The sequence below is a fragment of the Methylobacterium sp. E-016 genome (genome assembly GCF_022829745.1).
Taxonomy (GTDB): Bacteria; Pseudomonadota; Alphaproteobacteria; order Rhizobiales; family Beijerinckiaceae; genus Methylobacterium.
Window position 1 is genome coordinate 1 of the sequence record NZ_JAKSYF010000052.1, and the last position, 24812, is coordinate 24812.

General features: G+C 66.4%; 34 protein-coding genes and 1 pseudogene. 20 read left to right on the forward strand and 15 right to left on the reverse strand.

Annotation, left to right across the window (positions count from 1 at the left end; all coding sequences use genetic code 11):
* The first annotated feature begins 871 nt into the window (after positions 1-871).
* The 10 genes from MKK68_RS03790 (at position 872) to MKK68_RS03835 (ending at position 10671) form a co-directional block, all read left to right on the forward strand.
* The gene (locus MKK68_RS03790) at positions 872-2137 is read left to right on the forward strand and encodes a DUF4214 domain-containing protein (protein WP_244028826.1); all 1266 of its coding nucleotides are present in this window, start codon (positions 872-874) and stop codon (positions 2135-2137) included.
* Between the two features lie 674 nt (positions 2138-2811).
* Positions 2812-3165 carry a hypothetical protein gene (locus tag MKK68_RS03795; protein ID WP_244028828.1) on the forward strand — a complete coding sequence of 118 codons (354 nt, stop codon included), beginning with the start codon at positions 2812-2814 and terminating at the stop codon, positions 3163-3165.
* Between the two features lie 71 nt (positions 3166-3236).
* Positions 3237-3761 carry a hypothetical protein gene (locus MKK68_RS03800; RefSeq protein WP_244028829.1) on the forward strand — a complete coding sequence of 175 codons (525 nt, stop codon included), beginning with the start codon at positions 3237-3239 and terminating at the stop codon, positions 3759-3761.
* 114 nt (positions 3762-3875) lie between these two features.
* A complete protein-coding gene (locus MKK68_RS03805) occupies positions 3876-4478 on the forward strand; it encodes a hypothetical protein (protein ID WP_244028831.1) in 603 nt (200 codons plus the stop codon).
* 39 nt (positions 4479-4517) lie between these two features.
* Complete coding sequence (locus tag MKK68_RS03810; RefSeq protein WP_244028833.1) at positions 4518-4952, forward strand: hypothetical protein; 435 nt, start codon at positions 4518-4520, stop codon at positions 4950-4952.
* Positions 4953-5011: 59 nt separating this feature from the next.
* Positions 5012-6655 (forward strand): hypothetical protein, encoded by a 1644-nt coding sequence (locus tag MKK68_RS03815; RefSeq protein ID WP_244028835.1) that lies wholly within the window; start codon positions 5012-5014, stop codon positions 6653-6655.
* A 3-nt stretch (positions 6656-6658) separates the two neighbouring features.
* Positions 6659-6946, forward strand: a complete 288-nt coding sequence (locus MKK68_RS03820) for a hypothetical protein (protein ID WP_244028837.1) — start codon at positions 6659-6661, stop codon at positions 6944-6946.
* The gene (locus MKK68_RS03825) at positions 6943-7122 is read left to right on the forward strand and encodes a hypothetical protein (RefSeq protein ID WP_244028839.1); all 180 of its coding nucleotides are present in this window, start codon (positions 6943-6945) and stop codon (positions 7120-7122) included. The genes MKK68_RS03820 and MKK68_RS03825 overlap by 4 nt, the downstream gene beginning before the upstream one ends.
* Positions 7123-7396: 274 nt before the next feature.
* Positions 7397-7636, forward strand: coding sequence for a hypothetical protein (locus tag MKK68_RS03830; RefSeq protein ID WP_244028841.1), 240 nt, complete (start codon positions 7397-7399; stop codon positions 7634-7636).
* Between the two features lie 275 nt (positions 7637-7911).
* Entirely contained in the window at positions 7912-10671 is a 2760-nt protein-coding gene (locus MKK68_RS03835; RefSeq protein WP_244028843.1) for a beta strand repeat-containing protein, read from the forward strand.
* A gap of 237 nt (positions 10672-10908) precedes the next feature.
* On the opposite strand, the pseudogene MKK68_RS03840 reads toward MKK68_RS03835, so the two are convergent.
* From MKK68_RS03840 to MKK68_RS03870, 7 genes and pseudogenes are all read right to left on the reverse strand, one after another.
* Positions 10909-11344, reverse strand: a pseudogene (locus MKK68_RS03840) (hypothetical protein).
* A gap of 71 nt (positions 11345-11415) precedes the next feature.
* Positions 11416-11844 carry a hypothetical protein gene (locus tag MKK68_RS03845; RefSeq protein ID WP_244028845.1) on the reverse strand — a complete coding sequence of 143 codons (429 nt, stop codon included), beginning with the start codon at positions 11842-11844 and terminating at the stop codon, positions 11416-11418.
* 81 nt (positions 11845-11925) lie between these two features.
* Entirely contained in the window at positions 11926-12126 is a 201-nt protein-coding gene (locus MKK68_RS03850; protein ID WP_244028847.1) for a hypothetical protein, read from the reverse strand.
* The gene (locus MKK68_RS03855; protein WP_244028849.1) at positions 12123-12419 is read right to left on the reverse strand and encodes a DUF6894 family protein; all 297 of its coding nucleotides are present in this window, start codon (positions 12417-12419) and stop codon (positions 12123-12125) included. The genes MKK68_RS03850 and MKK68_RS03855 overlap by 4 nt, the downstream gene beginning before the upstream one ends.
* Before the next feature lie 299 nt (positions 12420-12718).
* Positions 12719-13363, reverse strand: a complete 645-nt coding sequence (locus MKK68_RS03860) for a hypothetical protein (protein WP_244028851.1) — start codon at positions 13361-13363, stop codon at positions 12719-12721.
* A gap of 106 nt (positions 13364-13469) precedes the next feature.
* On the reverse strand, positions 13470-14396 hold the full coding sequence (locus tag MKK68_RS03865) for a tyrosine-type recombinase/integrase (RefSeq protein ID WP_244028853.1): 927 nt from the start codon (positions 14394-14396) through the stop codon (positions 13470-13472).
* Positions 14393-14848, reverse strand: a complete 456-nt coding sequence (locus MKK68_RS03870; protein WP_244028855.1) for a hypothetical protein — start codon at positions 14846-14848, stop codon at positions 14393-14395. The genes MKK68_RS03865 and MKK68_RS03870 overlap by 4 nt, the downstream gene beginning before the upstream one ends.
* A 186-nt stretch (positions 14849-15034) precedes the next feature.
* On the opposite strand from MKK68_RS03870, the gene MKK68_RS03875 reads away from it, so the two are divergent.
* The 3 genes from MKK68_RS03875 to MKK68_RS03885 are packed head-to-tail and all read left to right on the forward strand — an operon-like array spanning position 15035 to position 16196.
* On the forward strand, positions 15035-15253 hold the full coding sequence (locus MKK68_RS03875; RefSeq protein WP_244028857.1) for a hypothetical protein: 219 nt from the start codon (positions 15035-15037) through the stop codon (positions 15251-15253).
* Entirely contained in the window at positions 15250-15903 is a 654-nt protein-coding gene (locus tag MKK68_RS03880; RefSeq protein WP_244028859.1) for an AAA family ATPase, read from the forward strand. The genes MKK68_RS03875 and MKK68_RS03880 overlap by 4 nt, the downstream gene beginning before the upstream one ends.
* A complete protein-coding gene (locus MKK68_RS03885; protein ID WP_244028861.1) occupies positions 15900-16196 on the forward strand; it encodes a ribbon-helix-helix domain-containing protein in 297 nt (98 codons plus the stop codon). Before MKK68_RS03880 ends, MKK68_RS03885 begins: the two co-directional genes overlap by 4 nt.
* 158 nt (positions 16197-16354) lie before the next feature.
* On the opposite strand, the gene MKK68_RS03890 is transcribed toward MKK68_RS03885, so the two are convergent.
* A complete protein-coding gene (locus MKK68_RS03890) occupies positions 16355-16774 on the reverse strand; it encodes a hypothetical protein (RefSeq protein ID WP_244028863.1) in 420 nt (139 codons plus the stop codon).
* 516 nt (positions 16775-17290) lie between these two features.
* Here MKK68_RS03890 and MKK68_RS03895 point away from each other — a divergent pair.
* Positions 17291-17773: a hypothetical protein gene (locus tag MKK68_RS03895; RefSeq protein WP_244028865.1), complete on the forward strand. Its 483-nt coding sequence runs from the start codon at positions 17291-17293 to the stop codon at positions 17771-17773.
* A gap of 31 nt (positions 17774-17804) precedes the next feature.
* The gene (locus tag MKK68_RS03900; protein ID WP_244028867.1) at positions 17805-18128 is read left to right on the forward strand and encodes a glucosaminidase domain-containing protein; all 324 of its coding nucleotides are present in this window, start codon (positions 17805-17807) and stop codon (positions 18126-18128) included.
* Here the strand turns inward: MKK68_RS03900 and MKK68_RS03905 are convergent.
* From MKK68_RS03905 to MKK68_RS03920, 4 genes are all read right to left on the reverse strand, one after another.
* Positions 18068-18364 carry a helix-turn-helix domain-containing protein gene (locus MKK68_RS03905; protein WP_244028869.1) on the reverse strand — a complete coding sequence of 99 codons (297 nt, stop codon included), beginning with the start codon at positions 18362-18364 and terminating at the stop codon, positions 18068-18070. The two genes, MKK68_RS03900 and MKK68_RS03905, sit on opposite strands and share 61 nt — an antisense overlap.
* Positions 18361-19677: a helix-turn-helix domain-containing protein gene (locus tag MKK68_RS03910; protein ID WP_244028871.1), complete on the reverse strand. Its 1317-nt coding sequence runs from the start codon at positions 19675-19677 to the stop codon at positions 18361-18363. The genes MKK68_RS03905 and MKK68_RS03910 overlap by 4 nt, the downstream gene beginning before the upstream one ends.
* 24 nt (positions 19678-19701) lie before the next feature.
* Complete coding sequence (locus MKK68_RS03915; protein ID WP_244028873.1) at positions 19702-20139, reverse strand: helix-turn-helix domain-containing protein; 438 nt, start codon at positions 20137-20139, stop codon at positions 19702-19704.
* A gap of 81 nt (positions 20140-20220) precedes the next feature.
* The gene (locus tag MKK68_RS03920) at positions 20221-20601 is read right to left on the reverse strand and encodes a type II toxin-antitoxin system RelE/ParE family toxin (RefSeq protein ID WP_244028875.1); all 381 of its coding nucleotides are present in this window, start codon (positions 20599-20601) and stop codon (positions 20221-20223) included.
* A 194-nt stretch (positions 20602-20795) separates the two neighbouring features.
* On the opposite strand from MKK68_RS03920, the gene MKK68_RS03925 reads away from it, so the two are divergent.
* Both MKK68_RS03925 and MKK68_RS03930 read left to right on the forward strand, forming a co-directional pair.
* Positions 20796-20975, forward strand: coding sequence for a hypothetical protein (locus MKK68_RS03925; protein ID WP_244028877.1), 180 nt, complete (start codon positions 20796-20798; stop codon positions 20973-20975).
* Positions 20976-21042: 67 nt separating this feature from the next.
* Positions 21043-21495, forward strand: a complete 453-nt coding sequence (locus MKK68_RS03930) for a hypothetical protein (protein ID WP_244028879.1) — start codon at positions 21043-21045, stop codon at positions 21493-21495.
* Between the two features lie 308 nt (positions 21496-21803).
* On the opposite strand, the gene MKK68_RS03935 is transcribed toward MKK68_RS03930, so the two are convergent.
* Both MKK68_RS03935 and MKK68_RS03940 read right to left on the reverse strand, forming a co-directional pair.
* Positions 21804-22127 carry a hypothetical protein gene (locus MKK68_RS03935; protein ID WP_244028882.1) on the reverse strand — a complete coding sequence of 108 codons (324 nt, stop codon included), beginning with the start codon at positions 22125-22127 and terminating at the stop codon, positions 21804-21806.
* 57 nt (positions 22128-22184) lie between these two features.
* Complete coding sequence (locus tag MKK68_RS03940) at positions 22185-22952, reverse strand: helix-turn-helix domain-containing protein (protein ID WP_244028884.1); 768 nt, start codon at positions 22950-22952, stop codon at positions 22185-22187.
* A 373-nt stretch (positions 22953-23325) separates the two neighbouring features.
* Here MKK68_RS03940 and MKK68_RS03945 point away from each other — a divergent pair, with 373 nt between their 5' ends.
* Both MKK68_RS03945 and MKK68_RS03950 read left to right on the forward strand, forming a co-directional pair.
* Positions 23326-23625, forward strand: coding sequence for an integration host factor subunit beta (locus tag MKK68_RS03945; RefSeq protein WP_244028886.1), 300 nt, complete (start codon positions 23326-23328; stop codon positions 23623-23625).
* On the forward strand, positions 23622-23801 hold the full coding sequence (locus tag MKK68_RS03950; RefSeq protein ID WP_244028888.1) for a hypothetical protein: 180 nt from the start codon (positions 23622-23624) through the stop codon (positions 23799-23801). Before MKK68_RS03945 ends, MKK68_RS03950 begins: the two co-directional genes overlap by 4 nt.
* A gap of 119 nt (positions 23802-23920) precedes the next feature.
* On the opposite strand, the gene MKK68_RS03955 is transcribed toward MKK68_RS03950, so the two are convergent.
* Positions 23921-24253 (reverse strand): hypothetical protein, encoded by a 333-nt coding sequence (locus tag MKK68_RS03955; RefSeq protein WP_244028890.1) that lies wholly within the window; start codon positions 24251-24253, stop codon positions 23921-23923.
* A 318-nt stretch (positions 24254-24571) separates the two neighbouring features.
* On the opposite strand from MKK68_RS03955, the gene MKK68_RS03960 reads away from it, so the two are divergent.
* On the forward strand, positions 24572-24812 hold a 241-nt coding region (locus tag MKK68_RS03960), incomplete at its 3' end, for a DUF6894 family protein (protein WP_244028892.1).

Sequence of the window (24812 nt, forward strand, 5' to 3'; positions counted from 1 at the left end):
ATGCGGAGCGGGTCGCCCTCGACCTGATGCTCAGCAGCGCGCCGCGCAATTGGTCGACGTGGACGGTCGAGATCTACGAGGCGTCGGGCCGGCACGTGTTGTCGAGGGCGTTCACGGACGTGCTGGCCAACCGGCAGGCACGGCAGGGGTGAGGAAGCTACCGAGAACCGACATGACAGGTAGCGCCTGACGGCACCTGATCCTCTGCTACCGTCCGATCAACGATCAGAGTGGGTGCACCAACGGTCGGCGCGGGCGGCACGCTTTCCACCAACACCTTCACCATGTCGGCGCGGCTGCTGAGCATGACGGCTGGGGGCTCGCCAACGAGAGCTTTCCATCGCATCACGAACTCCCCCTCCGATATATCGGCGAGGGTGTCCGGCTTAGCGGGCACGAGGTCGTTTCGAGCACGATCGGACTTCGTCATGCCTCACCTACTCGGCGACCCTACGACAAGTTTCGCGGTAGGGGGCACTGGGGCGGAGGATCCGGCGGCTTGGTTATCCAGCATCCACCGGGTGAGTGCTGACGAGTCTCTGAACGGGTCGTGGACGAAGCTCGGGTCGCGCGTTGCGCCGCCCCGCCCGCGCCCCTATCCCCGCCGGCCCAAATCCGGCGAGACCCATGGCATCACCAGAACAGGTTCAATCAGGGGGCATCAGCCATCTCAGCTTCATCCCAGTTAGGACGTGCTGTAGTGCTATAAACACAACAGTGCGTACTATATAGCTGCGTCATTGGCACGATTTGTGACTAAATGTGTCACCCGCACACTTGTCGTTCCATAATCCATTTTTGCTAATAAAAACGTGGCGCGAGAGGATCGCGCGAAACGTTCGGATAGCGAACTTATATAGGCCTCCTCAAAATGAGCGATTTATCAAACAACAACAGCGCCGGGTCAGCAACGTATAAAGGTGTACTGCTTCCTTATGGTTGGACCACCAGCGCTGCATCAAGGTCTGCAAACTTTCTAATTTACGACTCTGTTGGAGATGGCACCTCTGATCCGGTCGATTTTTATAAAATTACTACGCCAGAGGGTGTATCTCAAATTTCTTTAACAATGAGCACGACACTGATTGGATCTAACGATATCGTTTCCTACTATGCTTCCATAGATGGCACAAAATTATCTGGATTAAATGGTGGAGTTCAGGCGACTAGTCAATACACTGCTGCATTCCAACAGCAAGGAGTTCTTACCCCGAATGGATACACGGCCGTGTGGGCAGTCACACCTGGGGATCATTACATAGAAGTTCATACTGGTGCGTACAGCCCATCAGGGCAGCCGATCGAGCATAATTATTCGCTAGAAATAGATTTGCAGTCATACCTCTCAACACAGCCGGGCTTAAGCACTAACACGCCTGGAAATACTAATACTAATACCACACCAACAAATAATCCAAATCAAACCTATACATCCTCAGACGGCGTTACTCATGTACCCGCCCAGGGCGGACATTTGGCCTACACATACACGTCTGGTGATCAAGTCTATAATAACATTGTGGTCTCGGCTGATGGGCATACAACCACTTCGATTCTACCTCACGTGATATCTGGTGGCGGCGCCAGCAGTGAGTATACTCTCTTCAATCTTGGCGGCGGGTCTATTGGTTTCGCTGCGAAGGGCGCCAGCGCGCCTGCATTTATATACAAAAACTTTGAGGGCATACAATTTACTGACAAAATTGTTTTCTTCCTTGACGCGGATCACTCCAACGTCGCAAGGCTGTATTCGGCCGCACTTGGAAGAGCGCCAGATGCTGCAGGGCTAGCGAACTGGGAAAACAACTTTGATGCGTATGTGCCTGCAGCAGCTAAGGCGAATTATTATACCGCCTTGTCGGACACAATACTTCCAGTTAGTGGCATGAGCATAGCAGCAGGGTTCACAAATTCTCAGGAGTTTAAGAATAAATACGGCTCATTGAACGATACGCAGTATGTAACACAACTATATGTAAATGTGCTCGGCCGGGGCCCGGAAACCGCGGGACTGAACAATTGGCTGAACAATATGCATGATGGTCCTCATTTGTCGCGAGAGGCAGTCCTCGTCGGTCTTGCTGAAAGTACGGAAAACATAGCTAAAGCTGCGCACGATTGGCTCATTACCTTCTAGGCCATCGGCAAACTCAATGACGAGGCCGTGGCGCCTAGCTGTGCTGCGGCCGACTTGTCCGGCGTGCACCCGACCGTCGGCGTGGTCCGCGTCGACTACTGCGGCGGCCTGATGATCAACGCCCGCCGCGTTGAGGCGATCGGCGACACCTGGATCCGGTAGGGGAACCAGACCTACCGGCGGGATCGGCCGGGGCGGCCTGTTGGGGTGCCGGTGTGGGAGGTCGGGCGGTAGGCGGCACGCACGAAAAAGCCCGCCGCGGTGAATGCCGGGCGGGCTGACTGGACGAGTTCCCTACGGTGGTAAGGTGGCCTGGTCTGAAAAGTTCATTCGTCAGGTCGTGACCCGGACAGGTCGAGCGGTGTCATGAGAAGCGCCGCAATGCCAATCGCCACGAGTGCCCCGAATGCGATGATCAGCATGGCGAGTCTCATCTCGTTTGGGGCTCCCCTGGGAGCGGCCCCGGCTTGCGTGGTTACCACGTGGCAGGCCTGTGCCATTGACGCGGTAACTAGGGGGTGAAGGCACCTGTCGCGTCGGGCGTCTGGCTGTGAATGCTCCAGAGATCGTGAGCGCCCGGCGCGGCTTCTACGATCAAGACGGCCGGCACTTCGATCCCTGAGGGCACCGTTGTCCTCGCGGTCCGCCTGAACGAGCACGGCCAGCGCCAGGCGGTGCTGATCGAGGCCTACGAGGGTGACCGGGCCGCCTTCGCCTCCTTCCCCCGCCTCGCGCTGATGCTCGGCGCTACCGAGATCCAGGTTTGCGCGGCCGGCGGCACGATGCTGGAGCGCGGCCGGATCGCCCGCGAGCTGGCTTGGCATACCCGTACCGACCGCGCCGCCCTCCTGACCCGTCCCCTCGTGGCCGCCGGGGCCTTCGACCGCTCGGCGATCATGGCGACCGCCTGCGCCGCCGCGAAGGCCCGGCAGGCGCTGACCGGCGAGGCCTGGGGCGTGTGCCTCTCGGCCGCCCTGACAGGCACCTGGGCGCTTGCCCGTGCCGCCCGCCTCGCCGCCGCCCATTAAGTCCGAGCGGCCCGTGCCGGGGCGCTCGGCCGGGCCTTTCCCTCAACCGACCACGACGGAGCTACAGGGTCATGTTCTCGAAATCAGCGACTGCGGCAGCCGACAAGGGCCGCCGCGCCTTCCTGTCCGCCTTGCCCGCGCTGCTGGCCCTGCCGCTCGACCTGACGGTTCGGACCCCCGACCCCGTGTTCGCGGCCATCGAAACCGCACGGCAGGCGCGGGAGGATTTCACCGTGGCTCTAGACGCTCTCGATCGTGGGGAGCGCGGCAAGCGCCTCCTGCGCGCCGCCGACGAGGCGGCCGAGCGGGACACCGCGGCTCGAAGCACGCTCGCCCGGACGAAGCCCGAGACGCTGGCAGGCCTGCACGCCCTGATCCGGCACCATGCCGAGGACATTGCCCTCCTCGAACCCGGCACCGTTGGCGCGACCGCGCTCCGCGACGTGGCGCAGGCCCTCCCACCAGCGCCGATCGCAGCAACCGAGCCGCTGCCGTCCCTGGCCCATCGCCTGGGGCGCATCGCGGCCGAGGGGGTGATCGCCGTCATGGTGACAGGCAGCGGCGCAGCGCTCGTCGCCCTTCGGCACCTGATCTGATGGCCACCGCCGGCATCCCGGCCGCGATGCGGCCGCCTTCGCCGCCGTAGCCGGTACCGCTCTTCCCCCTCGCCTTTCCCGACCGACCCGACGCGCCCTGATGGAGCTCGACCGATGACGCACGCCCGTACCCTCGCCCTCGACCCCGCCGCCGACCCGATCCACGCCGTGATCGATCGCCACCGCACCGCCTGGGCGGCCGTCCTGGCCGCGTCCGGGGGCATGCCGGCCGTGGTCGCCCATGACGACTACGCCGCCGCGACCGACGCCCTGGTGGCGACCGCGTGCACGACCCGCTTCGGCGCCCTCGCCCTGCTGGCGCACCTGCTTCTCTGGCTCGATCGCGAGGCCGAGTTCGCCGCCGGGCATCAGCCGGCCTACCGGCTCGCGCAGGCCCGCGCCGCCGACCTGACGCTGTTCTTGGGCACGAACCTGCCGCCGGTCGCGATCCTGCGCGCCTTCCCGTCCGGCCGGATGCCGCCGGTGCCAAGCCGCCTGCTGCCGGGCGTAGATCGCTACAGCCAGTCGGCCGCTCTCGCTCCGCCAAACGAGGCGCTGCCCGGCGAGGATGCACCATGGGAGGCCGTGGCTGCGATTCGGCCCGACACCGCCTTCGTCCGCGCCCGCCGCTTCGTCGATGTCGCCGGCGAGCTGCTGGCCGCCGTCGCGATCATCGGCGGCGGCTGCGTCCTGACCGGTCTCGCCTCGCTGCTCTGAACGCCAGCCGGACAAAGAGAGCGCGCGAAGGAGAGAGCCATGGCCGCCCACGTCAACAAGGTCGGATTCCCCCGGGTCGTCGTCCTGGCGGTCGACCCGATCCTTGCGGCGATCGATCTGCACGGGCGGTCGTGGTCGCTGCTCGCGAACGCCGCGCCGGGCGACGTCGACGGCGCGGCCCTTGTCCAGCGCGGCGCCCTTGCAGCCCTGCTCGGAACCCCGTGCACTACGCCGGCCGGCGCCCGCAGGCTGCTGCTGCACCTTCGGGCCGCCCTCGCCTCGAACGGCTGCACGCTCCACCTCGACCCGCTCGCGGCCGGCCTGGTCGCCGCCCGCGCGGCGGACCTCGCTCTGCTGCTCGGCCTGCCCGGCGCCCGCGCGCCGATCCCGCTCGGTGAGGCGGCCGCCACCGTCGTCCACGCGCTCAACCGGGCCGGCGCTGCCGCCTTGGCCTATCTCGCCCCGCCGCACTGAACCCGCCCGCCCTCGCCCCGGGCCGGCCGGCTCGCGGGCTCCTCCTCGGAGATCCCGACATGCGAAACCCGTTGAAGCGCCGTCCGGACGCCGAACCGAAGCCGACCTTGCGCGAGCGCGCGGCGGCGTTGAAGGCGACCGCCGGCCGCGTGATGCGTCGGACCAAGCCTCCGTCGTCCGCCGAAGCGGTGGCGGCGATGGCGCCCCACCATCCCGGGATGGTGCCGTACCCGCCGGCGGCGCCGACGCACCTCCTCGAAGTCGATCTCACGATCCGGCTGGAGGCGGCGCGGCTGCTGGAGCTAGCCGACGCCGAGTTCGACCGCCGCTACGATGAGCTGACCGAAGGGCTCGACGAGGCGGAACGGGAGACGGCCGCCGACCAGCTACAGCGCGAGCTGCGGATACGCGCGCTCGCCGAGGCGGCGGCTGACACCAACCCGACCCCGCCGATCGACTGGCACAAGCCGCCGGCCGGCTACATGGCGAGCCCGGCGATCGAGCCGTTCGGCTTCTTCAACATCGCGGAGGCGCTTCCGCTCGAAGCGGTGCGGCTGCACGAGCTCGCGCAGGCCGAGTTCGAGCGGCGGCGCGCGGCATTCCGGCCCGACGTCGTCGGCCCGTCCGAAGCCGACTGGAGCGCCAGCCTGCGCCGCATGCTGCGCCTGGATGCTTGGGCCGCCGTGGCGTCGCCGGAACGTGCCGAGCCGGCCGGCGACGATCTCTCCGAACCGGGCTTCGTCCTATTCGAGGACACCGCCGGCATGACGCGCCGGAAGCCGGTGGCGGACTGGATCGCCTACATGGCAACTCGCCTTCTCCATGTCGCTCGGGACGAGGAGGCGAGGGCGTTCAACGCGGCGCCCGCCGACGAGCAGGACCGGGATGCCGACGCGCTCTCCGCTCGCCTGCGCCGGGATCTCCGCATCGACGCGTTGTTCGACCTCGCATTCCGCTCGCGGGAGGTGTTCGAGGCCAGCCGGGGGTATGCCGTCGGCGATCGCTGGCAGCACGGCCGCGGCGACGCTACCGACCTCGACGCCGAGCTGCTTGCCCTGGAGGCCGAGTTCCTCGCCGCCCACCGTGCCGTCGAGGATGCGTACGCCGCTTATGCCCTGGCTGGGGACGCGTACGAGAACCCTCCGGTGCCGCGCGAACTGCGGATCTGGCGGAACGACTGGATCATCAAGAGCCTGCCCCGCCCCCATACCCAGACGCTTAAGACCGTCGGCAGCAAGGCCGTCCTCGTGACGCACTACGGTGCGGAGGAGGTGGCGCACTTGCGCGGCGTGCGCTGCCTGCGGCCGTCGTACGGGACTGCCGGAGAGCTACAGCCAGACGGCACGCGGGCCTTGCCGGACGCCAAGGCGCAGGAGCGCGCCGACGCCATCGTGGCGGCCTGGGACCGGTGGCAGGCCGAGATTGCCGCCGCGAAGGAGGCTGCCAGCCTCCCGGCGCTCATCGCCGCGCACGAGGCGGCGCAGGACCGTCGCGCGCCCATCCTCGAACGCCTGCGCGGAACGCCTGCGGGCTCGCTTGCCGGGCTCGGGGTCAAGGCGCGGATCGCGGTCGCCCTCGACGGTGATGCCGACCTGAAGCGAACCGGCCGAGAGGAGTACGACGCCGAGGACCCTCAGGCCTTCATCTACGACCTTGCCGGCGACGCCCTCGCCCTGACCGCCGCGCCGACGGCGAGGGTTTGACCGATGGGTACGCTCCACACCTTCCGCCCGCGGCCGGCCGCTCCGGCGCCGGTACCGCCCTCGCCGGCCGAGACCCGGCGCCTGATCGAGGAGGCCGCGCAGGCCGCCCTCGACACCGCCGACCGCCTGCTCGCGATCCTCGATTGCCTGGACGGTGACGCGGACCGCGAGAACGGCGGTGACGCGGAACCCGACCTCGGCGCGCCCGAGGGGCACGTCAGCCAGGTCGCATGGCTCCGCGGCACGGCCCGCAACCTCGAACTCGACCACCACCAGGAACACAGTCGATGAAGAACCGCCTCTCGATGCGCACGGCACTCCTGCTCGGACTGCCCGAGGTCGCCCGCAACATCGGCCGTGCCCGGCGCTGGTGGCGCGCTCTGCCGGCGCTGGCCGGGCACGAGGCCGGCCAAGGCAACGTGGTCTCGGCGCTCGGGCTGATGCTGCTCTACGCGGCGGGGCTGTGAGCAGGGTCGAGCCTTTGAGCCGCGAAAACTAATGGATGATGCTTGCTGCATTGTGGATCGATAGGCTTCGCTGGTGCTACCTGCAGCTACTCTGCCCTATTCCAGACTCGATGCGGCAGCTATGGCTGCTTGGATCAATGAAGGTGCCTGATTCGGCGCCAGAACGTGCCCGGTGCAGCCCGCGTGGCTCGACCTGGCCATGCAGGATGGGAGCGGGACATGGCGGGTGGGAATGGTGGAGCATCGGGCTTCGGCACTTCTGGAGGAGCCGGGGGTGCCGGATACACGGGCAACCCCGGTGACGCTGGAACCGATGGAAGCTTCAATGGCGCAGCTGGCGGCGGCGGTGGTGGCGGCGGCGCTGCTGGAGGCGGGGCAGGGGGACAAGGTGGTCTTGGACCAGCAGGCGGGAATGCTGCTGGAGGGACGACGAGCACCCCTCCCGGGACCGGTGCAGCAGGCGGCCCAAATCCTAACGGCAGCGGTGGCGGCGGTGGCGGCGCGGGCGGTCTGAACGGTACCGTAACAGCATCACTTGCAAATACCGTTACTTTGCGCGGAGGTGATGGGCAGACAGGGGGCGACGCAGGCCCCTTAGCAGCCAATTACCAAGGCGGCGGCGGCGGCGGCGGCGCAGGTGGGTATGGCGCGGTCGTTACTACAGCGACGAGTCAGAACACGAACACTGGGCAAATTATTGGTGGCAACGGCGCTGCGGGCGGAGGCGGTGCTGTTGGCGGCGCCGGTGGCGATGGCGGCGTTGGTGTCCAGTTCGGCGTTGCTGGTGCGATGCTCACGAACAGCGGTTCCATTACAGGGGGTGTTGGCGGAGCTGAAGGCTTTCATAGCAACTCTGGTCAGGGCGGGGCAGGCGTTGTCGGCTCGGGCCTAAGCATCAACAACGCTGGCGGCACGATCTCTGGCGGCTTTGCAAACAACGGCACCGGGCAACGGGCTGATGCCATCACTTTCACCGGCGGTTTCAACACACTCTACGGAACAGGCACGCTAAACGGCGGCATCGGTGTTACAGGTTCGCTGAGCATTATTGGCGTCGCGACCCTTATCCCCGGCGGTGGGATTAGAACCGCCGATGTCACACTCAGCAACGTAATCCACGACTATACGGCTGGCAGCGGCTCGCTTGTTTTCTCGGACAGCGGCAAGGTTACCCTCACCGCTGCTAACACCTACACTGGTTCTACCGTCGTCACCGGCGCAAGCACGCTTGCGCTGTCGGGAGACGGCTCGATCGCTCAGTCGAGAAGCGTCGGCGTGGATGGTACCTTCGACATCTCTGGCGCCACGAACGACACCACAATCAAGGCGCTCACCGGTAGCGGCAATGTCGTTCTCGGCACCCACACCCTGAACGTGGCCGGTGCCAGCCCCAACTCACAGTTTTCCGGCGTCATTGCTGGGATGGGTGGCTTCACGGTCTCGGGCGGTACCATGGTGCTGACCGGCCCCAACACCTACGCCGGCGCGACCACGGTTTCAGCCGGCATCCTCAACATCCGAAACAACACGTCTCTTGGCGCGATCGACGGCGCGACCGCCGTCGCCATGGGCGCTACGCTCCAGATCCAGAACGGCATCACGGTTGGTGCCGAGGCGCTGAGCCTTTCAGGCACCGGCGTGGGCAATGCCGGAGCGTTGGAGAACGTCGCAGGTAACAACACCTACGGTGGCGCGATCACACTGGGTTCCTCAGCACGGATCAACTCGGACACTGGTTCACTCACGTTGACAGGTGGGATTTCAGGTAATGCTGCGGGACGCACCCTGACACTCGGGGGCGCGGGCAACGGCGAAGTGAGCACGGTCGGTATCACAGCCGTGACTGGCGGCATCGTCAAGGACGGCGCCGGGACTTGGACGCTGTCTGCCGATAACACCTACGGCGGCCCGACAGTGATCAACAGCGGCACGCTGCAACTTGGTAACGGTGGCACGCTTGCGGCCAACTCTGCCATCACGATCGGCTCCTTTGGCACGTTGGCGATCAACCATAGCGATACGCTCACACTGGCCAACGCAATCTCTGGCAACGGGCGGCTCACCCAGGCCGGCGCCGGCACGCTGATCCTCACGGGCGCCGACAGCCACGGGGGCGCCACTGCCGTGCAGAACGGCGCCTTGCTGGTCAATACCGTCTCCACGGGTATCGGCACCGTGACAGTCGATGCTCTGGCCAAGTTCGGCGGGACTGGTTCCGTCGCCAGCGCGGTCACGGTCAGCGGCACGATCTCGGCTGGCACGCTGACCAACGGCATGATGAACACGGTGGGCGAGTTCACCACCAGCAGCCTCACGCTGAGTGCAGCTAACGGAGCTACCCCGACTTTCCACGAGGACGTTGGCGCACGTGCCGGTGCTGCGGCCAACGCCGACCTCATCCACGTTAGGGGCACGGTCGCGCTGGCCGGGTTGCTCGACTTCTCCGCCCCAATGGATTTCTCGGGCAGCGTTGGTCAGAGCCTGACGCTTATCGACAACGACAGCACTGCCGACGCCGTCACTGGCCGCTTCACCAGCCTACACGTCAACGGCGCTACCGTGGCGCTCGCTGCTAACGACACGTTCAACCTTCAGGGCCACAGCTACCTCATCGACTACAGGGGTGGTGACGGCAACGACGTGGTGATCCGTGATGTCACTCCGGCACCAACGGAGCCCACGCAACCGACCCAGCCCACGCAACCGACACCGACCCAACCCACCGGACCAACGCCACAGCCGGCCAATGCGCCGGCCTTTGGCGATACGGTGACGGATACCAGCAGCCCAACTGGCATGGCCGTCAGCGGCGTGTACGGTCTGTACAAGGCGCTGCTCGGTCGTACCCCCGACCCGCTCGGGCTGGAGACCTACACCACCGCCCTTCAGAACGGCGCCACGCTTACCGACGTGGCCAACGCTCTGCTCGGCTCGGCGGAGCACACCGGATCGAACCCGGCCACAGACCCGAACGGTTACGTCCAGGGGCTGTACCAGAACCTGCTCGGACGCGCCGCCGACGCCTCCGGTCTACAAACCTTCACGGGAGAGCTGGCGGCGGGGGTGAGCCCCGCCACCGTGGCGCAGCAGCTGGCAACGTCGACCGAGGCGCAGAACCTCCTGCGACCGACGTTCCAGGCCGGGGTGTACGTACCAGACGCCTCCGAGTCCGGTGTGGCGCGGCTGTACTACGGCCTGCTCGGGCGGGCACCGGATGCCGGCGGCTTGCAGGCTCTCTCGAACTTCGTCGAGAACGGCGGTGGCGGGGCAGCGGGCGAAGCAGCCCGGCTCGCCCAAGCGGCTACGACGATCCTGAACTCGACCGAGTATGCCGGGCGCAACCCGAGCGGCAGCGACCTGGCGTTCGTGAACGGCCTTTACCAGGGCGCGCTCGGCCGGTCGCCAGAGGCGGGCGGGGCCGCGTTCTACATCGACCAGCTCGCGCACGGCGTGACGCGTGCGACGGTGGCGCTAGAGATCGCGCAGAGCCCCGAGGCGCAGGTCCACCTCGTCGGCGTGATCGAGGGCGGGTTCCAGCTCACCATGTGAGCCGGCGACCCCACGCAGCCCCGCTTAACCTGGACAAGCCTCAGCCCGGCCAGCACCCGCTGCGCCGGGCTTCTTCGTCCACCCCTGCTTGTGACCAGAGCGAAGCACACAGCAGCTTCAGGCCTTCTCGGCGACCTTCATTCCAGCCACGCGCCTTCGGAACTGCCTTAAGGGCTTCTATGCCGAAAGGGACGAGATCGAGTGGGCGCTACGCCGGTTGGCGCGGCTCGGGTGACGTCAGGACGGCGGGTAGCTCCCCCTGAATAGGTCGCCGAGCGCCCGCCGCCGGAACAGGGTCCACCACCGGCGCCGGCGGTGCTCCGGCCGGTCGTGATCCAGGTGGCAGCGCTGGCACCACGCCGCGAGATTCCCGGCTCCGTTGTCCGCCGTGTCGTGGTTTCGGTGCGCCGTCGCCAGCACCACACGCGTGGTCCGTAGGCCGCCCGTCAGATCGGCGAGTGTCGGCAGCCACGCGAGGCTCTTCCCTTGCCCATCGCGCCAGGCGCCGACCTCGGCGTCCCACCAGCGCCCGTCGCCGAGGTGAACGAGCGATGCGCCCGTGCGGCCGTCCGCAGCCCTCACAGGCCCCGCCAGCGCGCCGGAAGCGGATCTCGCGCGACAGCTGGCGCCAGTCGATCGGGTAGAAGAATCGGTGCTCCCGCCGGATCGGCATGGCTCTCGTCTCGGCTGGCGTGGTCCGCCGACCCTAGAGCGAACTTCGCCCGATGCGGTAGGACCCGGCCGTCACAGGCGCTCGGCGTACTCCGCGAGTTGTGGAGAGGAGCGCCGCAGCTCGTCGAGCGCGCGCCCAGCCTCGTCGACGGCCCGGTTCATCTCGGCCGCGATCGTCGCGCGTGCCACCCGCAGGCGCCGGTCCGCGGTGGCGCGGTTCAGGCCCAGCTCGCGGCACTGCTCCCGGAAGGACGTGCCGGACGCCCGGGACCGCGCCCAGAGCAGCAACGTCTTCCGCTCCGGCGAGGTCCGCCCGAGCACGTGTTCTGACAGGGCCACCACGTCGAGCGGCGAAAGGTCCTGCCCCGGCAGCACCGGCACGAATTCGGCCCGCCGCGGCGAGTAGACCGGCATCGAGGGCAGCACGCGGAACGCCTCGATCATCGCCTCGCCGACCCGGTCGGCTGTCCAGCGACCAGCACCCTCGGGCGCTTCGCCCATCCTACATCCTCAGCGCTGCATGCCCGCAGTGGCGCATCATGCTATTGTGCTAGCACCATGCCAAGCTTTCGGCGTGCGCCCTTATGCGCGGGTCGCCGGTGCAGCTCCCGTCGCCTCGTGCAGCTCGAACCGCCCCCGCGAGAAGCCGTCCATCCACGCGATCCGCAGGTTGATCGCCGCGTGCCCGTACGGACAGTCGCTCGCACAGCGGTTCGGGATCGCGCCGGCCTCGCGGCCGAGCTGCATCGCCCCGTCTGCATCGTTCGGCAGGGTGACGGTCATCGGCTGGTATCGCCGTCCTCAGACTGGGCCCGCTCCTGCCCCTCCGGAGGCTGGTCTTCCCCAATCCAGACCTCCGTGAGGGTCAGGGTCGCGGTGTAGACGGTCGGGCCAAGTTCTTCACGAACGGCGATGGTGAAGGCCCGTATGCTGCCGTCCTGCAGCACCCGATCCTTGGCAATCTCCGGGAGCGACCGCATCGCTTGGAGGGCGGCTTCCTCCGGCCCAGCGTACTCCTGGCCGATCTCGTCGCGCTGCGTCTCGCCGTCGTAGAAGTCGAAGAAGTACCGAGTCATGCACGCCTCCTGATCACCCCTGCCCCGAGGGGAAAATCAGCGGTGGGCTGCGTCGTTCAATCTCGAGCATGCCCTGTCGCATTAGATGAGGACGGGCGCACACCGCGTCGAAGCCCGCCCACGCCTCGCGCGCGCGGGCGTATTGCTCCCGAAACTCGCCCAAGCCATCCCGTTCGGGATGCCACCCACCAGCAGTTTCCAGTATTTTACTGAGGACTAGGTCCCGCGCTGGCCCTCGCGCGCGCGTACTGGTCGCAAAACCCCGTCGGCCTCCCACTCCCGGCCGTTCGGTCCCGCCGTCAGGGCATCGCGATCCCGGTTCGGGCGATGATCTCCGGGGCCTGCCCATCCGAGACGTCGTGCCCGGTGAGCCGATAGAGGTCGCGGGCCATGGCGAGGCCGTAGCGGTACCGGACGGCCCGCAGCTCCAGCGCGAGCCGACTGTACGTTGGCCACCGCATCCACTTCGGCTTGGGCGGATCGCCGCGAGCGCTGTCGTCGGCACCGAGCCGTCGTAGAAGCCAGACCTCGCGGTCTCGCAGCTTCTCCGTCATCGGCACACGGTCCTGCGAATGGTACGAGCCGTCGATCACACGGCGCGATTGGAAGGTGCCGGCGCAGCCGTAGAGCTTCGACACCGTTCGACCCGTCTGCGGGCATCGCGCGTACCAGCGGCGCCCACCGAACTGGCAGGGCCGCGCGACCAGCGCGAACGTCTGCTGCACCGGCTGCCCGTTGAGCCTGTAGTCGAGAAAGAGGCTGCCTGCGTCGACGGCGTGGATCTCCACGGCGCATCCGATCCGGCCGGAAAGCTTGCCGGATCGGAACCACCAGGTGACCACGTCATGGAAACTGTCGCCGGGGTCTGGCCGCCGCTCCCCGTGGCCCGTCACGACGCGGTGCACGGTTAGGACGTTGCCCTCGTCGAGGGTGATCTTGCGCACGCCGGAACTGGCTCCACGATGGTCGGCGCCGCGGCGCCCGTCGAAATCTCTTGGCTAACCTAAGCTTTCGTCAAGGTACGGGGCGAAGGCCGAACCGAGCGGCGCCCTACACCCCGAGGAACCGTGCCGAGCTCTCCGACGGCCGCGCGTGCAGATACCGACCCGTCGTCGCGACTGAGGCGTGTCCGAGCGTCGCCTGGACGAGATGGATCGGCGCGCCGCGATCGAGCGCGTGCGAGGCGTGGGCGTGCCGGAGCCAGTGCGCGGAGATCTCGGCCGACAGCCCCGCCCGTGCGGCGGCCGCACCCACGATCCGATCGGCTTGCCGGGTCGTGATGCAGACCCCGCCCTTCCTCGAACGGAACACCGGATCGTCGGCGCCGGCCTCGCCGCGTTGCGCGTGGAGGGTGCGCCAGGTGTTCGGCGACAGGAGCACGGCCCGCGTCTTCCCGCCCTTGCCGAACACCGTCGCCTGCCCCGCCCCGCCGTCGCGCTCGGCGAGATCCTTCCAGCGCAGCGCGCAGGCTTCCGAGATCCGCAAGCCGCCACCATAGAGCAGCGTCAGGAACGCTCGGTCGCGCGGGTTGTCCACCAGCGCGACCATGCGCATCGCGTCCGATTCCGACATGATGCGCTCGGCGAGCTTGTTCTTGATCGGCGGCGCCTTCACGGCCTTGCCGACGTTGAACTGCAGGAACCCGACCTCCTGCCCGAACGTCAGGAGCGACTTGACCGCGGCGATCGCCGTAGCCCGCGTCGCCGGCGCCATCTCGCCCAGGCCGGCCATGAACGCCTGGACGTCGCCGATCCGGACGAGACGCAGCGGCTTGCCGACGAAGGACCGGAAGCGGCGGGCCTGCATCGCGTAGTTCCGCCGGGTGTGCGGGCTGGTGTGCTTCGCGATCCACATTTCGACGAGGTGATCGTCGCCGTCGGCTTGCGGGATGGCCGGCAGCCCCTCCCCGCGCGCGGCCTGCGCGAGCGGCAGCTCCTCGAATTCGGCGTCGACGATCGGGACGAGGGCGTTGCTCACGGTTGAACCTCCCAGCCAGCGAGACGGACGAGCAGCGGACCATACCCGTTGAGGAGGGTCCCGGCCGCGATCACCACTACGGCAACCGCGCGCTCGGCGAGCACGTCGCGTCGGACCTCCGCGCGCTTGCTGGCGTACCGGGCGCCATCGACCAGGTACATGAGCTCGCCCGAGACGATCTTTGGTATCTGGGTCTGAGCCGCGAGATAATCGCGGAGGCGATCCGCTGGCGGCGGCCCAACCTCTGCGTCGACGAAATGGCGCATCCCGGAGCGGATGTAGGGACGTGCAGCAATCAGCAGTCCGAGCACGATCAGGCAAGCGCCGAACCCGGTCACCACCTCGCCGCGCTTGCTTGGCTCCCACCGGATCGCCCAGGCGAGATGCAGGCTGAGCAGCACCAGCCCAGCCCCGATCGGCGTCCAGTAGGAGAGGGCGAGGCGGCGCATCATGGCCACACCCTACCCGCCGAATGGTGAATGTCCGATAAGGACACTTGTCAGACATTCGGATTTCGGCACTTTGGCAGCGCCGGAGCGACGCAGGGCGCTACGCTGATAGCAGCCTCGCTCGCTTCGGTCCTTCGCCTGTTCGACCGTGCTTCCGCACGGCGCTTTGATTCTGCGGGAGCACATCCATTGCGTGAGATCGCGGTAGCCATGGTGGCCAGCGGGACGATGATCGCGCTCGCTATCGCGATGGCCGGGCGCTGGCATGTCACCAGCTTTCAGGCCGGCTCGTTCACCCGCACCGTCGTCACTGATGCATGGACCGGGAAGGCCTCGATCTGCACGACGGGGTTGGACCAGACGTTCGCCACGGCGAGGACCGTCTGTGCGGCGGAGGCCCACCCGTGAAGGTGATCGCCTTCACCAGCCGGAAGGGCGGCTCGGGCAAGTCCACGCTCGCCGCGCATCTCTCGGTGTTCGCAGATGCGCCCGATGCGCCGGCCGTGCTGATCGACTGCGACCCGCAAGGCAGTCTCGCCCTCTGGCATGAGCTGAGGCAAGCCGAGACGCCGGTGCTCGTGAAGTGCGAGGCGCGCCAGCTCGGCGAGACCGTCGAGGCCGCTCGCGCCGACGGCGTAAAGTGGGTGCTGATCGACACGCCGCCGCACAACACCGCGGACATCGCCGCGGCCATGCGCGTCGCAGACCTGGCGGTGATCCCGTTCCGGCCAGCCGTGTTCGACATCGCCGCCGTCGCCGCGACGCTGGAGATGGCGCGGACGTTGGGCAAGCCGGTGTTGCCGGTGATCAACTCGGCGCCGCCGCGGCGTGGCGTTCACCCGTCCCACGTGGTGACCGAGGCGCGCGAGGCGCTGTTCGCGATGAACGCCACGCCTTGGGCCGGGCAGGTGACGACGCGCGCGGCCTACGCCCATGCACTCGCGAGCGGGCAGGCGGTCGGCGAGTTCGAGCCAGGCAGCGCCGCGGCCGCCGAGATGATCGAGCTCTGGCAGGAGACCCGCCGGGCACTCGGCCTCAAGGAAGGGAAACGACGTTGAGCAAGAAACCGAGCTTCGCGAACCTCGGGGCGAGGCTTGCCGCGAAACCGGCCGAGGCGCCGGGAGAGGCGCGGGCCGATGCGGTCGAAGCCGGACGCCCGGCGGACGTTGCGGCTTCCGGCAAGAACTCCCGTCAGCCGGACGGCCGCAAGGGCATCCTGGTCCGTGCCCGCCCCGAGGCCTGGAGAGAGCTCAAGCTCATCGCCCTCGACGGGGAGCGGACCCTGCAGGACGTGATGACCGAAGCCATCAACGACGTGCTCACGAAGCACGGCAAGCCGCCGGTCGCTTGAGCCGAATCGGGTTCGACCCGATCGATAGAATGAACGCGCCCGCGCGCGCGAGGGGTACCGTGAAAGCGCGCTAGCACCATAGCGAGATGCGGGAGTGCATCGTTTCTTCCGCACGTCTGCACGGGCCTGTCGCAGTGCGGAGGTGTCGTCGTTCGTCGCTACCGATCGCGCGATGAGGGGCCGTCTTTCGGCGCGACCCCTGCCTTACCGAAACACAGCTCTGCTGCGGCAAGCATCGAGATCATCGACGGCCGATGCCTGTCGCCGTCGGCTGCCCGCGACGTCACCGCCGTGTTGTCCTTGCCGGGGGTGGCTCGGGTACGGCGCCGATGTTGAACGAGCGCTCGCGTCCCCGCGATCCGACCCTTTGGGAAGGCGGATGCCGTGGCGTGGATGCGCGGCGGAAGGCGAGGGGGGCGGATCTCGCCGAGGGATGAGATCAGATCGCGGAGGCCGGCCTTCACCTCGGCGAGGTCCGAGAGGCCGGCGTCGGCAGGAATGCCCGGGCCTGGCTGGCGCACGCGGCAGGCGGTGCGCAGGATGTCGTGGAGGCGGGCGGAGATCGTCGACGTGTCCATGGTCGGGCTCGGATCGGATTGACCTTCCGCCCATCGGAGGCGACTGGCTCGACCGTCAAGGGTTTTCGGTCGCCCGCGCCTCGGCGGCGCTGCGACCGTTTCGAGCTATCAACCTATCGCGCTGTCGCCATGCGGCGCTTGATCCGCACGGCGCAATCCGCGCGGGCCGTGGGGACACGATTGCTCGGATGCTCCAAGGGGGAGCCGAACTTGCCCGACGGGCGAAACCTGCCTAAACGTTAGGGCTCCACGCACGCCCGCGAAAATCCCGACAATTCAGCATCATGCGGACGGCTTCGGCCCGCCCGGCCGCGCCTGCATGCCCGCCTCGATCAGCTGCCGGATCGCTTCGGACCTCGACGTCTCGCCGCGCCACCGATCGATCTGAGCCAGAAGGGGTGGGGGCAAGCGTAGGGCCGTAAGGGGATCTCTCCCGGTTGCAGGCCGACCGCCACGATTTCGCTTCACAGGTTCCATGGGTTGAGGTATAACCTAAACCTCACATGGAGCAAGTCGATGCGCGCGGTGGTGTTCGGGCTGATCGGTGCGGTGCTGGCGGTCGGAGGGGCGCGGGCGGGAACGTGCAAGCTCGATGGACTGAGCCTGGTTGCCGAGAGGGCCGAGCAAAGCCCCGAGGATGCTTGGCGCGCGAAGGGGCCTGAACGCCCCGATCTCATCGGCGTGCCCTTCAAGGTCGTCCGGGCGGCCAGCTACTTCGACCACACTGCCAAGACGCTGCCGCGCCCCACGGGCGCAGACGGCAAGGTCTTCGTTGTGATCGAAGGTGCCGGAGAGCGGTTCACGGTCGAGCAAACCTACGACGGCCGCACGATCCCGGAAGAGACGGCAGTGTCCTACCCGGCCGACAGCCGATCCGCTGCCGAGGCCCCGTGGGGGAAGAGAGCCGCGAAAGCTGAAGCTGCCCGTGTGAGCGGCTTCTTCGAAGTATTCAGTGGCCCGCTTAATGGGCTGATCCTAAAACCGACGAATTGTAGTTAGCCAGGGAAGGTCCTGGCGCTGGAGGAGCGTCATGGCCGGAAACCAGGTACCTTTCAATCAGCTTGCCGCGCCAGAAAATAAATACGGTGCGGACGGTAGTGGCCTTCCGTCCTATCAGAACAACTTCATCCAGAAGTTCGCTCCGTACGCGATGCTAGCTGCGTCCCAGACCGGCATTCCGGCCCGCTTCCTTCTGGCCGAGGCTTCCATTGAGACGGATTGGGGGCGCAGCGGTTCGGCCACGAAGTTCAACAACATCTTCGGCATCAGACCGGGCGGCGGCCACGCCATAGATCAGGCTGCTTCGAGCGCGCGGCGGACCGCCTCAGGCTCCCGGCGGATCACCATGAGGTAGGCCCGCGTCGAGCTGTCGGGCCGCGCCCGGCCCTGCTCCAGGTCGCGGAGCGTGCCGATCGGGAAGCCGAAGCGCTGAGCGAACTCGGCCTGCGTCAGATCCAGCCCCTTGCGGATCTCCCGCACGTCCACATCGGCCGGCACATGCACCCGGAACGTGGCGGGGTCGGCCTCACCCCGTGCGATGCCCTGCGCCTGGCGCGCGGCCTCGACGAGACCCTTCCCGAAGCTGCTCACCTCCTGCCCCCTTGCTGCGCTTCGATCTCCGCGAGCCATTCCTCTAAATTGAATGCCACAGGCTGGACGACATGCAGGCCGAGGGCGGCCCAGAGCCCGCGCTGGATCTCGGTGTACGTTCGTGCCCAATCCTCGATGTTACCGAGGCGGTAGGGGCCGATCCGCGTCTCACCATCAGGGACGTCGACGAGGCGATCCATGCGTCCGCCAGCCACGACGGCACAGGCCTTTCCCGGTATATTGAGCTCGCATTCGATGACCAGTTCGACCTCCGGCCTCCTGGCTGCACGCCGCAGCCGCTCGCCCATCGCGAGAACCTCGAACACGACCGGCGGGAACAGGACAGGATCAAAAACGTCGTCACGATCTTTGTACGTGTCGAGGGCTAGGAAACCGTAGGCGTCGACAACACCCTGATCCCCAACGAACCAACGGGCGGTGTGACGGTTGCCGGAATCGATGGCCTCGATACCGCCCACGCGAGGCTGCCAGCCGTAATGAAATTGCCCAGCGCCCAAGGCTGCGTAGCCTGACTGGGGCTGAGGGCGGATTAGGTATCCCAAGCGGCCCAGATCATCGGCCCGAAGCTGCAAGTCCTCGGCCGGGACCAGCGTGCACCGAAACCAGATGACCCCCTGCGCGGCCCCCAGGCGCGGCCCATCCGCTCCCGCGGCGTCGATCGCCCCCTTGCCGATCATCCGCATCAGCGCGGCTCGCCGTTGTTCGAGCAGAGCTGTGATGCGCTCACCCCGGCTCCGGGTCTCGAACAGCACGCTTTGCAAGTCGCGCATCGTCATGGGCTCCGAGCGGGATCCGCGTCGCATGTAGGCCAGGGGAGGGCGGCCGTAGCCATGTGGCGCGCGCGTCGAGGCGCCGGTGCGGATCACCAAGACACCACCGCCATCCGTATCGGGTGTCTCGATGCCACGGACCTCCAGGACTGGAAGCGGCGGGTCGATTAGGCTGTCCAGCGCCTGCTGCACTCGCTCTGCACATTCGATGACGTTCGGGATCAGCGTGGGTGCCAATCCGCGAGCGCGTTTCGGATGATCGTCGGTCTCATCGACGCCGACAACGATAGCTCCGCCGTAGGCGTTTGCCAGGGCGACGACTTCCTTTGCCAAGCCGTCGCGTGCCGGGCCTCCGAGCTTCTTGCCGCCCGACATCCAGGGATCGACCTGCCCGCTATTCGCTTGCAGATCGCGCTTCAGCTCGAAGCGCAGCCCTTCCTCCGCCTCCTCAAGGATCAGCGCCTCCACGTCTGCGAAGGTGAGATCGGCGATTGGCGCTTCGAGCAGACGGCGTAGGGTCACCTTCAGTCCTCCTGCGCTTGGATGTCAGGCGACCTTGAGCGACATCCGTCCCTGACGCTCGACCTTGGACGGGCGAAGCGTGATCTCCACCTCGTCGCCGAGGGCGCGGGTGAAATCGAGCATCCGTTCCAGCGAGAAACCGAGCACGCGGCCGCGCACGAGGTTGGACACGTCGGGTTGCTTCACGCCGAGCAGCGCGGCGAACTCGGTCTGGTTCAGGCCGCGTCGGTCCATCTCGGCGCGAAGGCGCATGACGAGGCGAGCCTTGATGGCTTCGTTGGTCGCGTCGGGGAGGCCGAGATCCTCGAAGACGTTCCCGCTGCCGGTCTCGAAGGTGATCGGTTCGTCATCGGGAGGCGACGCGGATGCGGTGCTGGCGCGCGCAGTCTTTGCGGCGGGGTTGCGGATAGGGCGGCGGGTGCGGCGTGCGTTGGGGGAGGGAGCGGCGGGGGCTTCGGTCATGGCGGGGGCGGTTCCTTGGACGGGCGGTCAGGCGTGCGAAGAGATTGGCGTTCTGGCTTCGCGGGCCCGGGTGGTTCGATGTCAGCCAGTGCCCTGAGTTGCGGTTCTCATCCGGTGATTCTCCTTGGCGGCGGCGAGCCGTCGCTTGATGCGATCGATGTCCACCACGGCAGTCTTGCGGCCCGTGGTCGACTTCTTCTGGAACGCATCGAGCACGTACAGGTAGCCCTCCAGCTTGACCGTGTAGACGGCCCGAAAGGTGTCCCCGTCGAAGTCCGTCACGACCTCGACCGCCTCGATGCCCTTCAGCGGCTTGGCGTGCGGGTGTTTCCCGCCGAGCTCCGCGTCGTCGATCGCCTGTCCAAACTCGCGCCGAACCTCCGGCGGCATATCGCGGATGTCTTTCCGGGAAGACGCGACCCAGACGACGATGCGGCGATTCGGTTCGGGCTGATCCGTCATGGCGCGTTCCTATAGCCAAACGACTATAGGATGCGTTGGCGCTATGCGCAAGCCGAACCTACTTGCAGCCGGTCGATCGGCCTTGTTCACCGCTCACCGCCGGTGCGCCTCGGTCAGCCTGCCACGCCGCAACCTCGGACTGAAGATCCCCGGCTCGTTGTTGTCGAGAAAGGCACGCCTCGCTACAGCGCGCCATGGACAAGCTCGAAGCCCTCCTGGACCGCTTCAAGGCCCGTCAACGCGAACTCATCATGCAGGCGGCCGCGTACAATACAATGCCGGCCGACAGCACCCTGAAGCGGATCGCAGAGCTTGAGAACGCGATCGCAGCGGTAGAGGCGGTTGCTGGGGAAGAAAGAGCTGCCTCCAAATAATTGCGAGCCTGCTTGCCGAGATCCACAACGACTCGGTACGCTCTAAGGCTTGGCAGGAGGATGTTTAATGTCAGATCAAAAACTTTTCATGCTCATGCGATTTCAAGTTATGTCATTTGCTTTGACTGAAGCAGGGAAGCATTTGATCTCCGATGCCTACTTGTACGCCTGGGACGATGGTGTTTTTCCACAGATGCATAGCGGCGCGCATTGGCACCGCGGGTATGAAGACGAGTTCGATGTAACGCCAGATATGCTTTCTGAGCTATCAAAACTCCTTGATGATAAGTTGCTCAAGAAAGAGAAAATACCATCTGCTTACGACCTGGAAGACATTTATGACACGCGTGGCGGATCTACAGCATGGGATCGAAATAAGCTGATAAGCGCATTGAGATATCTTTACCTAAGCAATACGTTCGACCCTGATTTCTGGTCGGCAATTATGGTTTGGGCGCCATCCGAAGCGGGCAATATCACGGGCACTTTCGACCGAGACCGGGACATCTATTTCAACTAGCGATCAAGGTGATGCTACCATTGGCTTGTCGCGCGAGACCCACATGCGTCATGGTTCAGGGCATGTGGGTCATGCTTTGGATCATCCCGACGATTGGGGCAGGGGTTGCGACTGGCTCTGCCGAGTTCGCATCGAAGGATGCGTGTTATGCGGCTAGAGGTGAGCTGCGTCGAATGGTTGAGGATGTTGAACGAGCAAATCGGCCCCTCGGAGCTCCTTCGATCCGATGCTTTGATAAGGCGACTGGGAAAATGTGAAGCACGCGGAGCCGCCGCGTCGGATGTGCCACAGGGCGAGGACAAGTCGCTTCAGTCGTCCTCCGAAAACCGCTCGGCGAATATGTCTCGCACGGTGCTGAGCGCGCCATAAGCCCAGACCCGGTGTTGGTCGTCGGCGTGGCCGTTGTCTACGTCGAAGCCGAGCACAGCGCCGACGTGCCATCGGACATTGCGGAGCTTTTCAGACAGATACCCGTCGATCTCGCCCGCTTCTGAAAGGGCATGTGTTCGCAGATCGTCAACGAGGACGCGGGTCCCCGCGTACAAGGCACAACGCTCTGCAAGCGGTAGGTCTCTGGCGCTTGCGCGAGTGATCTCGTTTAGCTGTTCGATCGCGATGTTGGGGCTGTTCATTCTCGCCTCGCTTAAGCGTAACCGATGCCGTCCGCCATGCCGAACGCCCGTCTGCGGCTACCGCATGGCTCGGCCGGCTCTACCAAACGCAGGAATGCCAGATCGGGCTTTGCCGGCAAGGTCGCCCGCCGCTTGTCGGCAGCCCTTTTGACGGTCCCGCAGCCCTGAATTCACAGGGTATGAAACATCAGTAGGCGTGCGCTTCGCGGATTTGCACCCTGTCTCGTCGGGCACGGCGGGCGGGGTATCCTCAATTCTGAGGACACCCTTCCGGGTCAGCCGCAACCAGGCCGTCCACTCGGCCGACACGATGCGAACGACGTTGGTATCGTTGCGGAAGCCCGTCACGCGCCGTTCCTCGACCGACACCAGCCCGAGCTTCTTCGCCTCGCGGATCGCGTTGCGTACGGTTGTCTCGGCGACCCCCGTGATCGCCGCGAGGTGTCCGACGGCGAGGCGACAGTCCTTCCGTCGGACGGTCTCAGCCGCGACGAGCGAGAGCACCGCCTGCTCCGCCAGCGTGAACCGTGCCGCGAGGCCCGGCGGGAGCCGCCCAGAGGCCGCCCAGCGGCGACGGCGCTGCATTGAGGCATCTGTCCGCGGGCGCGAGCCGACGGCTTTCCTGGGGGCTGCTATGGGACGCTGGTGCAAGTCCGTGGGACGCTCGGTCAACTGCCGCGCCTCGATCAGCCCAGACAGTGCCTCGGCCTCGGACTCGGACAGATGCCCTTCCCCGAACGCCTTCCACATCGCGGACGCCACGGCCGGCAACGCGGCGCGCGGAGCCGCCTCCGCCTGTCGGCGGATCTCGTAGGCGTAGTTCATCGGTCACAGCCCTGCTCGGGCCGCGTCAAAGCAGGGGGCTCGGCGTGAACCGTCCCCGGCAAAAGGCAAAGCGCCATCGTCTCGGGAAATGATCCCGATTGACTCCCGGCGGGAGCTATGATGTCTGGGGAGCTGTAACCGGTCTCCACAGACCCATCGATTTCGACGGCCTCACCCTTGCCGGGGTGGGGCCGTTGGCGTTTTGGGCTTAGGTCTTTCTCGCGGCCTTGATCCCTTGTTCCAGCCGGCTCACGACTCGCCATAGGGCGCGCCACAGCCGGACATGGCATGTCGGCTGGCAGGCACGGCTAAGTCAACGGCGAGGGGCACGTTGAGGCTTGCCTAGCGGCGCCGGCATCTGCATTCCGGCGCGATGATCCGCTCCGGCCTCGTCCTGCGCCTCGCCGCTCAGAACCCGCATCTCTACGAGCGGGATTGCGAGAAGGTGGTCAGTGCCATCCTCGACCGCATCTCGGATGCGTTGGCGGCCGGCGATCGGGTGGAGATCCGTGGGTTCGGATCGTTCACGGTGAAGGAGCAGCGTGCCCGGCAGGGGCGTAATCCGAGGAACGGAGTGCCGGTCGCGGTGCCAGCCAAGACCACGCTTGCCTTCAAGGCCGGCAAAGAGATGCGGGGCCGGGTGAACCCGAAGGCGAGGGCGACGACGCCTTGAGCGACGATCGCTTCCACGAAGCCGCCGAAGCTCTCCGCGCGATCGGCCGGAACGTTGAGGCACCGAGCAATGACCTGGGGTTGTGGTTGGTCGACGGCCACGAATGCACCGACGGCGAGCTGATCGCGCTGGCGCATCTCTTCGGGCTGGTCGAGGGGCCGGAGCAAGCGCAGTAAGCTACGACCCCTTCCGTGCAAAAAGCGCAAAGAACCGCTTCCCGATCTACCTGATCGGCTTGGGCTTCCTGGTGATGCTCGCGGTCGAGGTGTGGGAGCGGCTGACGTGAACGCCCCCATCACTCCGGCTTCTCGCGCTTTCCGATGACCCGGCAGGCCTGACGCAGGGTGATCTCTTGGTCCGGGTAGAGCTTCGCTGCGGCATCGAGCACGAGGTGGCCGAGCTCGAAGCTCCACACCGTCGCCAGGTGCCACTCGATCGAGCCCGACGTCGTCCAGGCCTCGACGTTCAGGCCGCGCTGGATCGGCGTCGGCACGATCTGTTTCTTAGATGGTGGCAGGATGAACCGGGCCTGACACGCGCTCTCGTATTTGCGCGCTGGTGGCGACCCAGGGCGGCGCTGATGCCGGCACGAGCCCGACAGATGCCGGAGCGCGTCGAGCTGCTGCATCGAGGGCCCGAACCGCGCCACAAGGCCGTCTGTCGCGTAGACGCCCCTCCGGCTGCAGGACAAGCACTCCACCACGACGCGATCGCCTGCGATGTCTCCGAGGGTGTCCACCTACGGGCTGGCTTCGCGATCACGAGCGCCGCGGCGAGATAGCAGCCGGATCTCCACAGGCGGTTCGAGGGGTGGGGGATGCATCGCAGGTCCGTCTTCGTCAGGAACGAAACCGGAACAAACAGCATGCGTTACGACGGTTCAACCATGGCGAAGACGGCCGGGCACGTAGCAGTGAGATGGTGTGGAAGGCGGGGTAGAAGGCCAATGCCCACACCGCTTTACCGCTTCCACTGCACGGACGGGCACACTCTCGTAGCCGACATGACGGGCAAGCGGCTGCCGACCTGGGCGCTGATGCGCGCGCATGCGGAGCGGGTCGCCCTCGACCTGATGCTCAGCAGCGCGCCGCGCAATTGGTCGACGTGGACGGTCGAGATCTACGAGGCGTCGGGCCGGCACGTGTTGTCGAGGGCGTTCACGGACGTGCTGGCCAACCGGCAGGCAC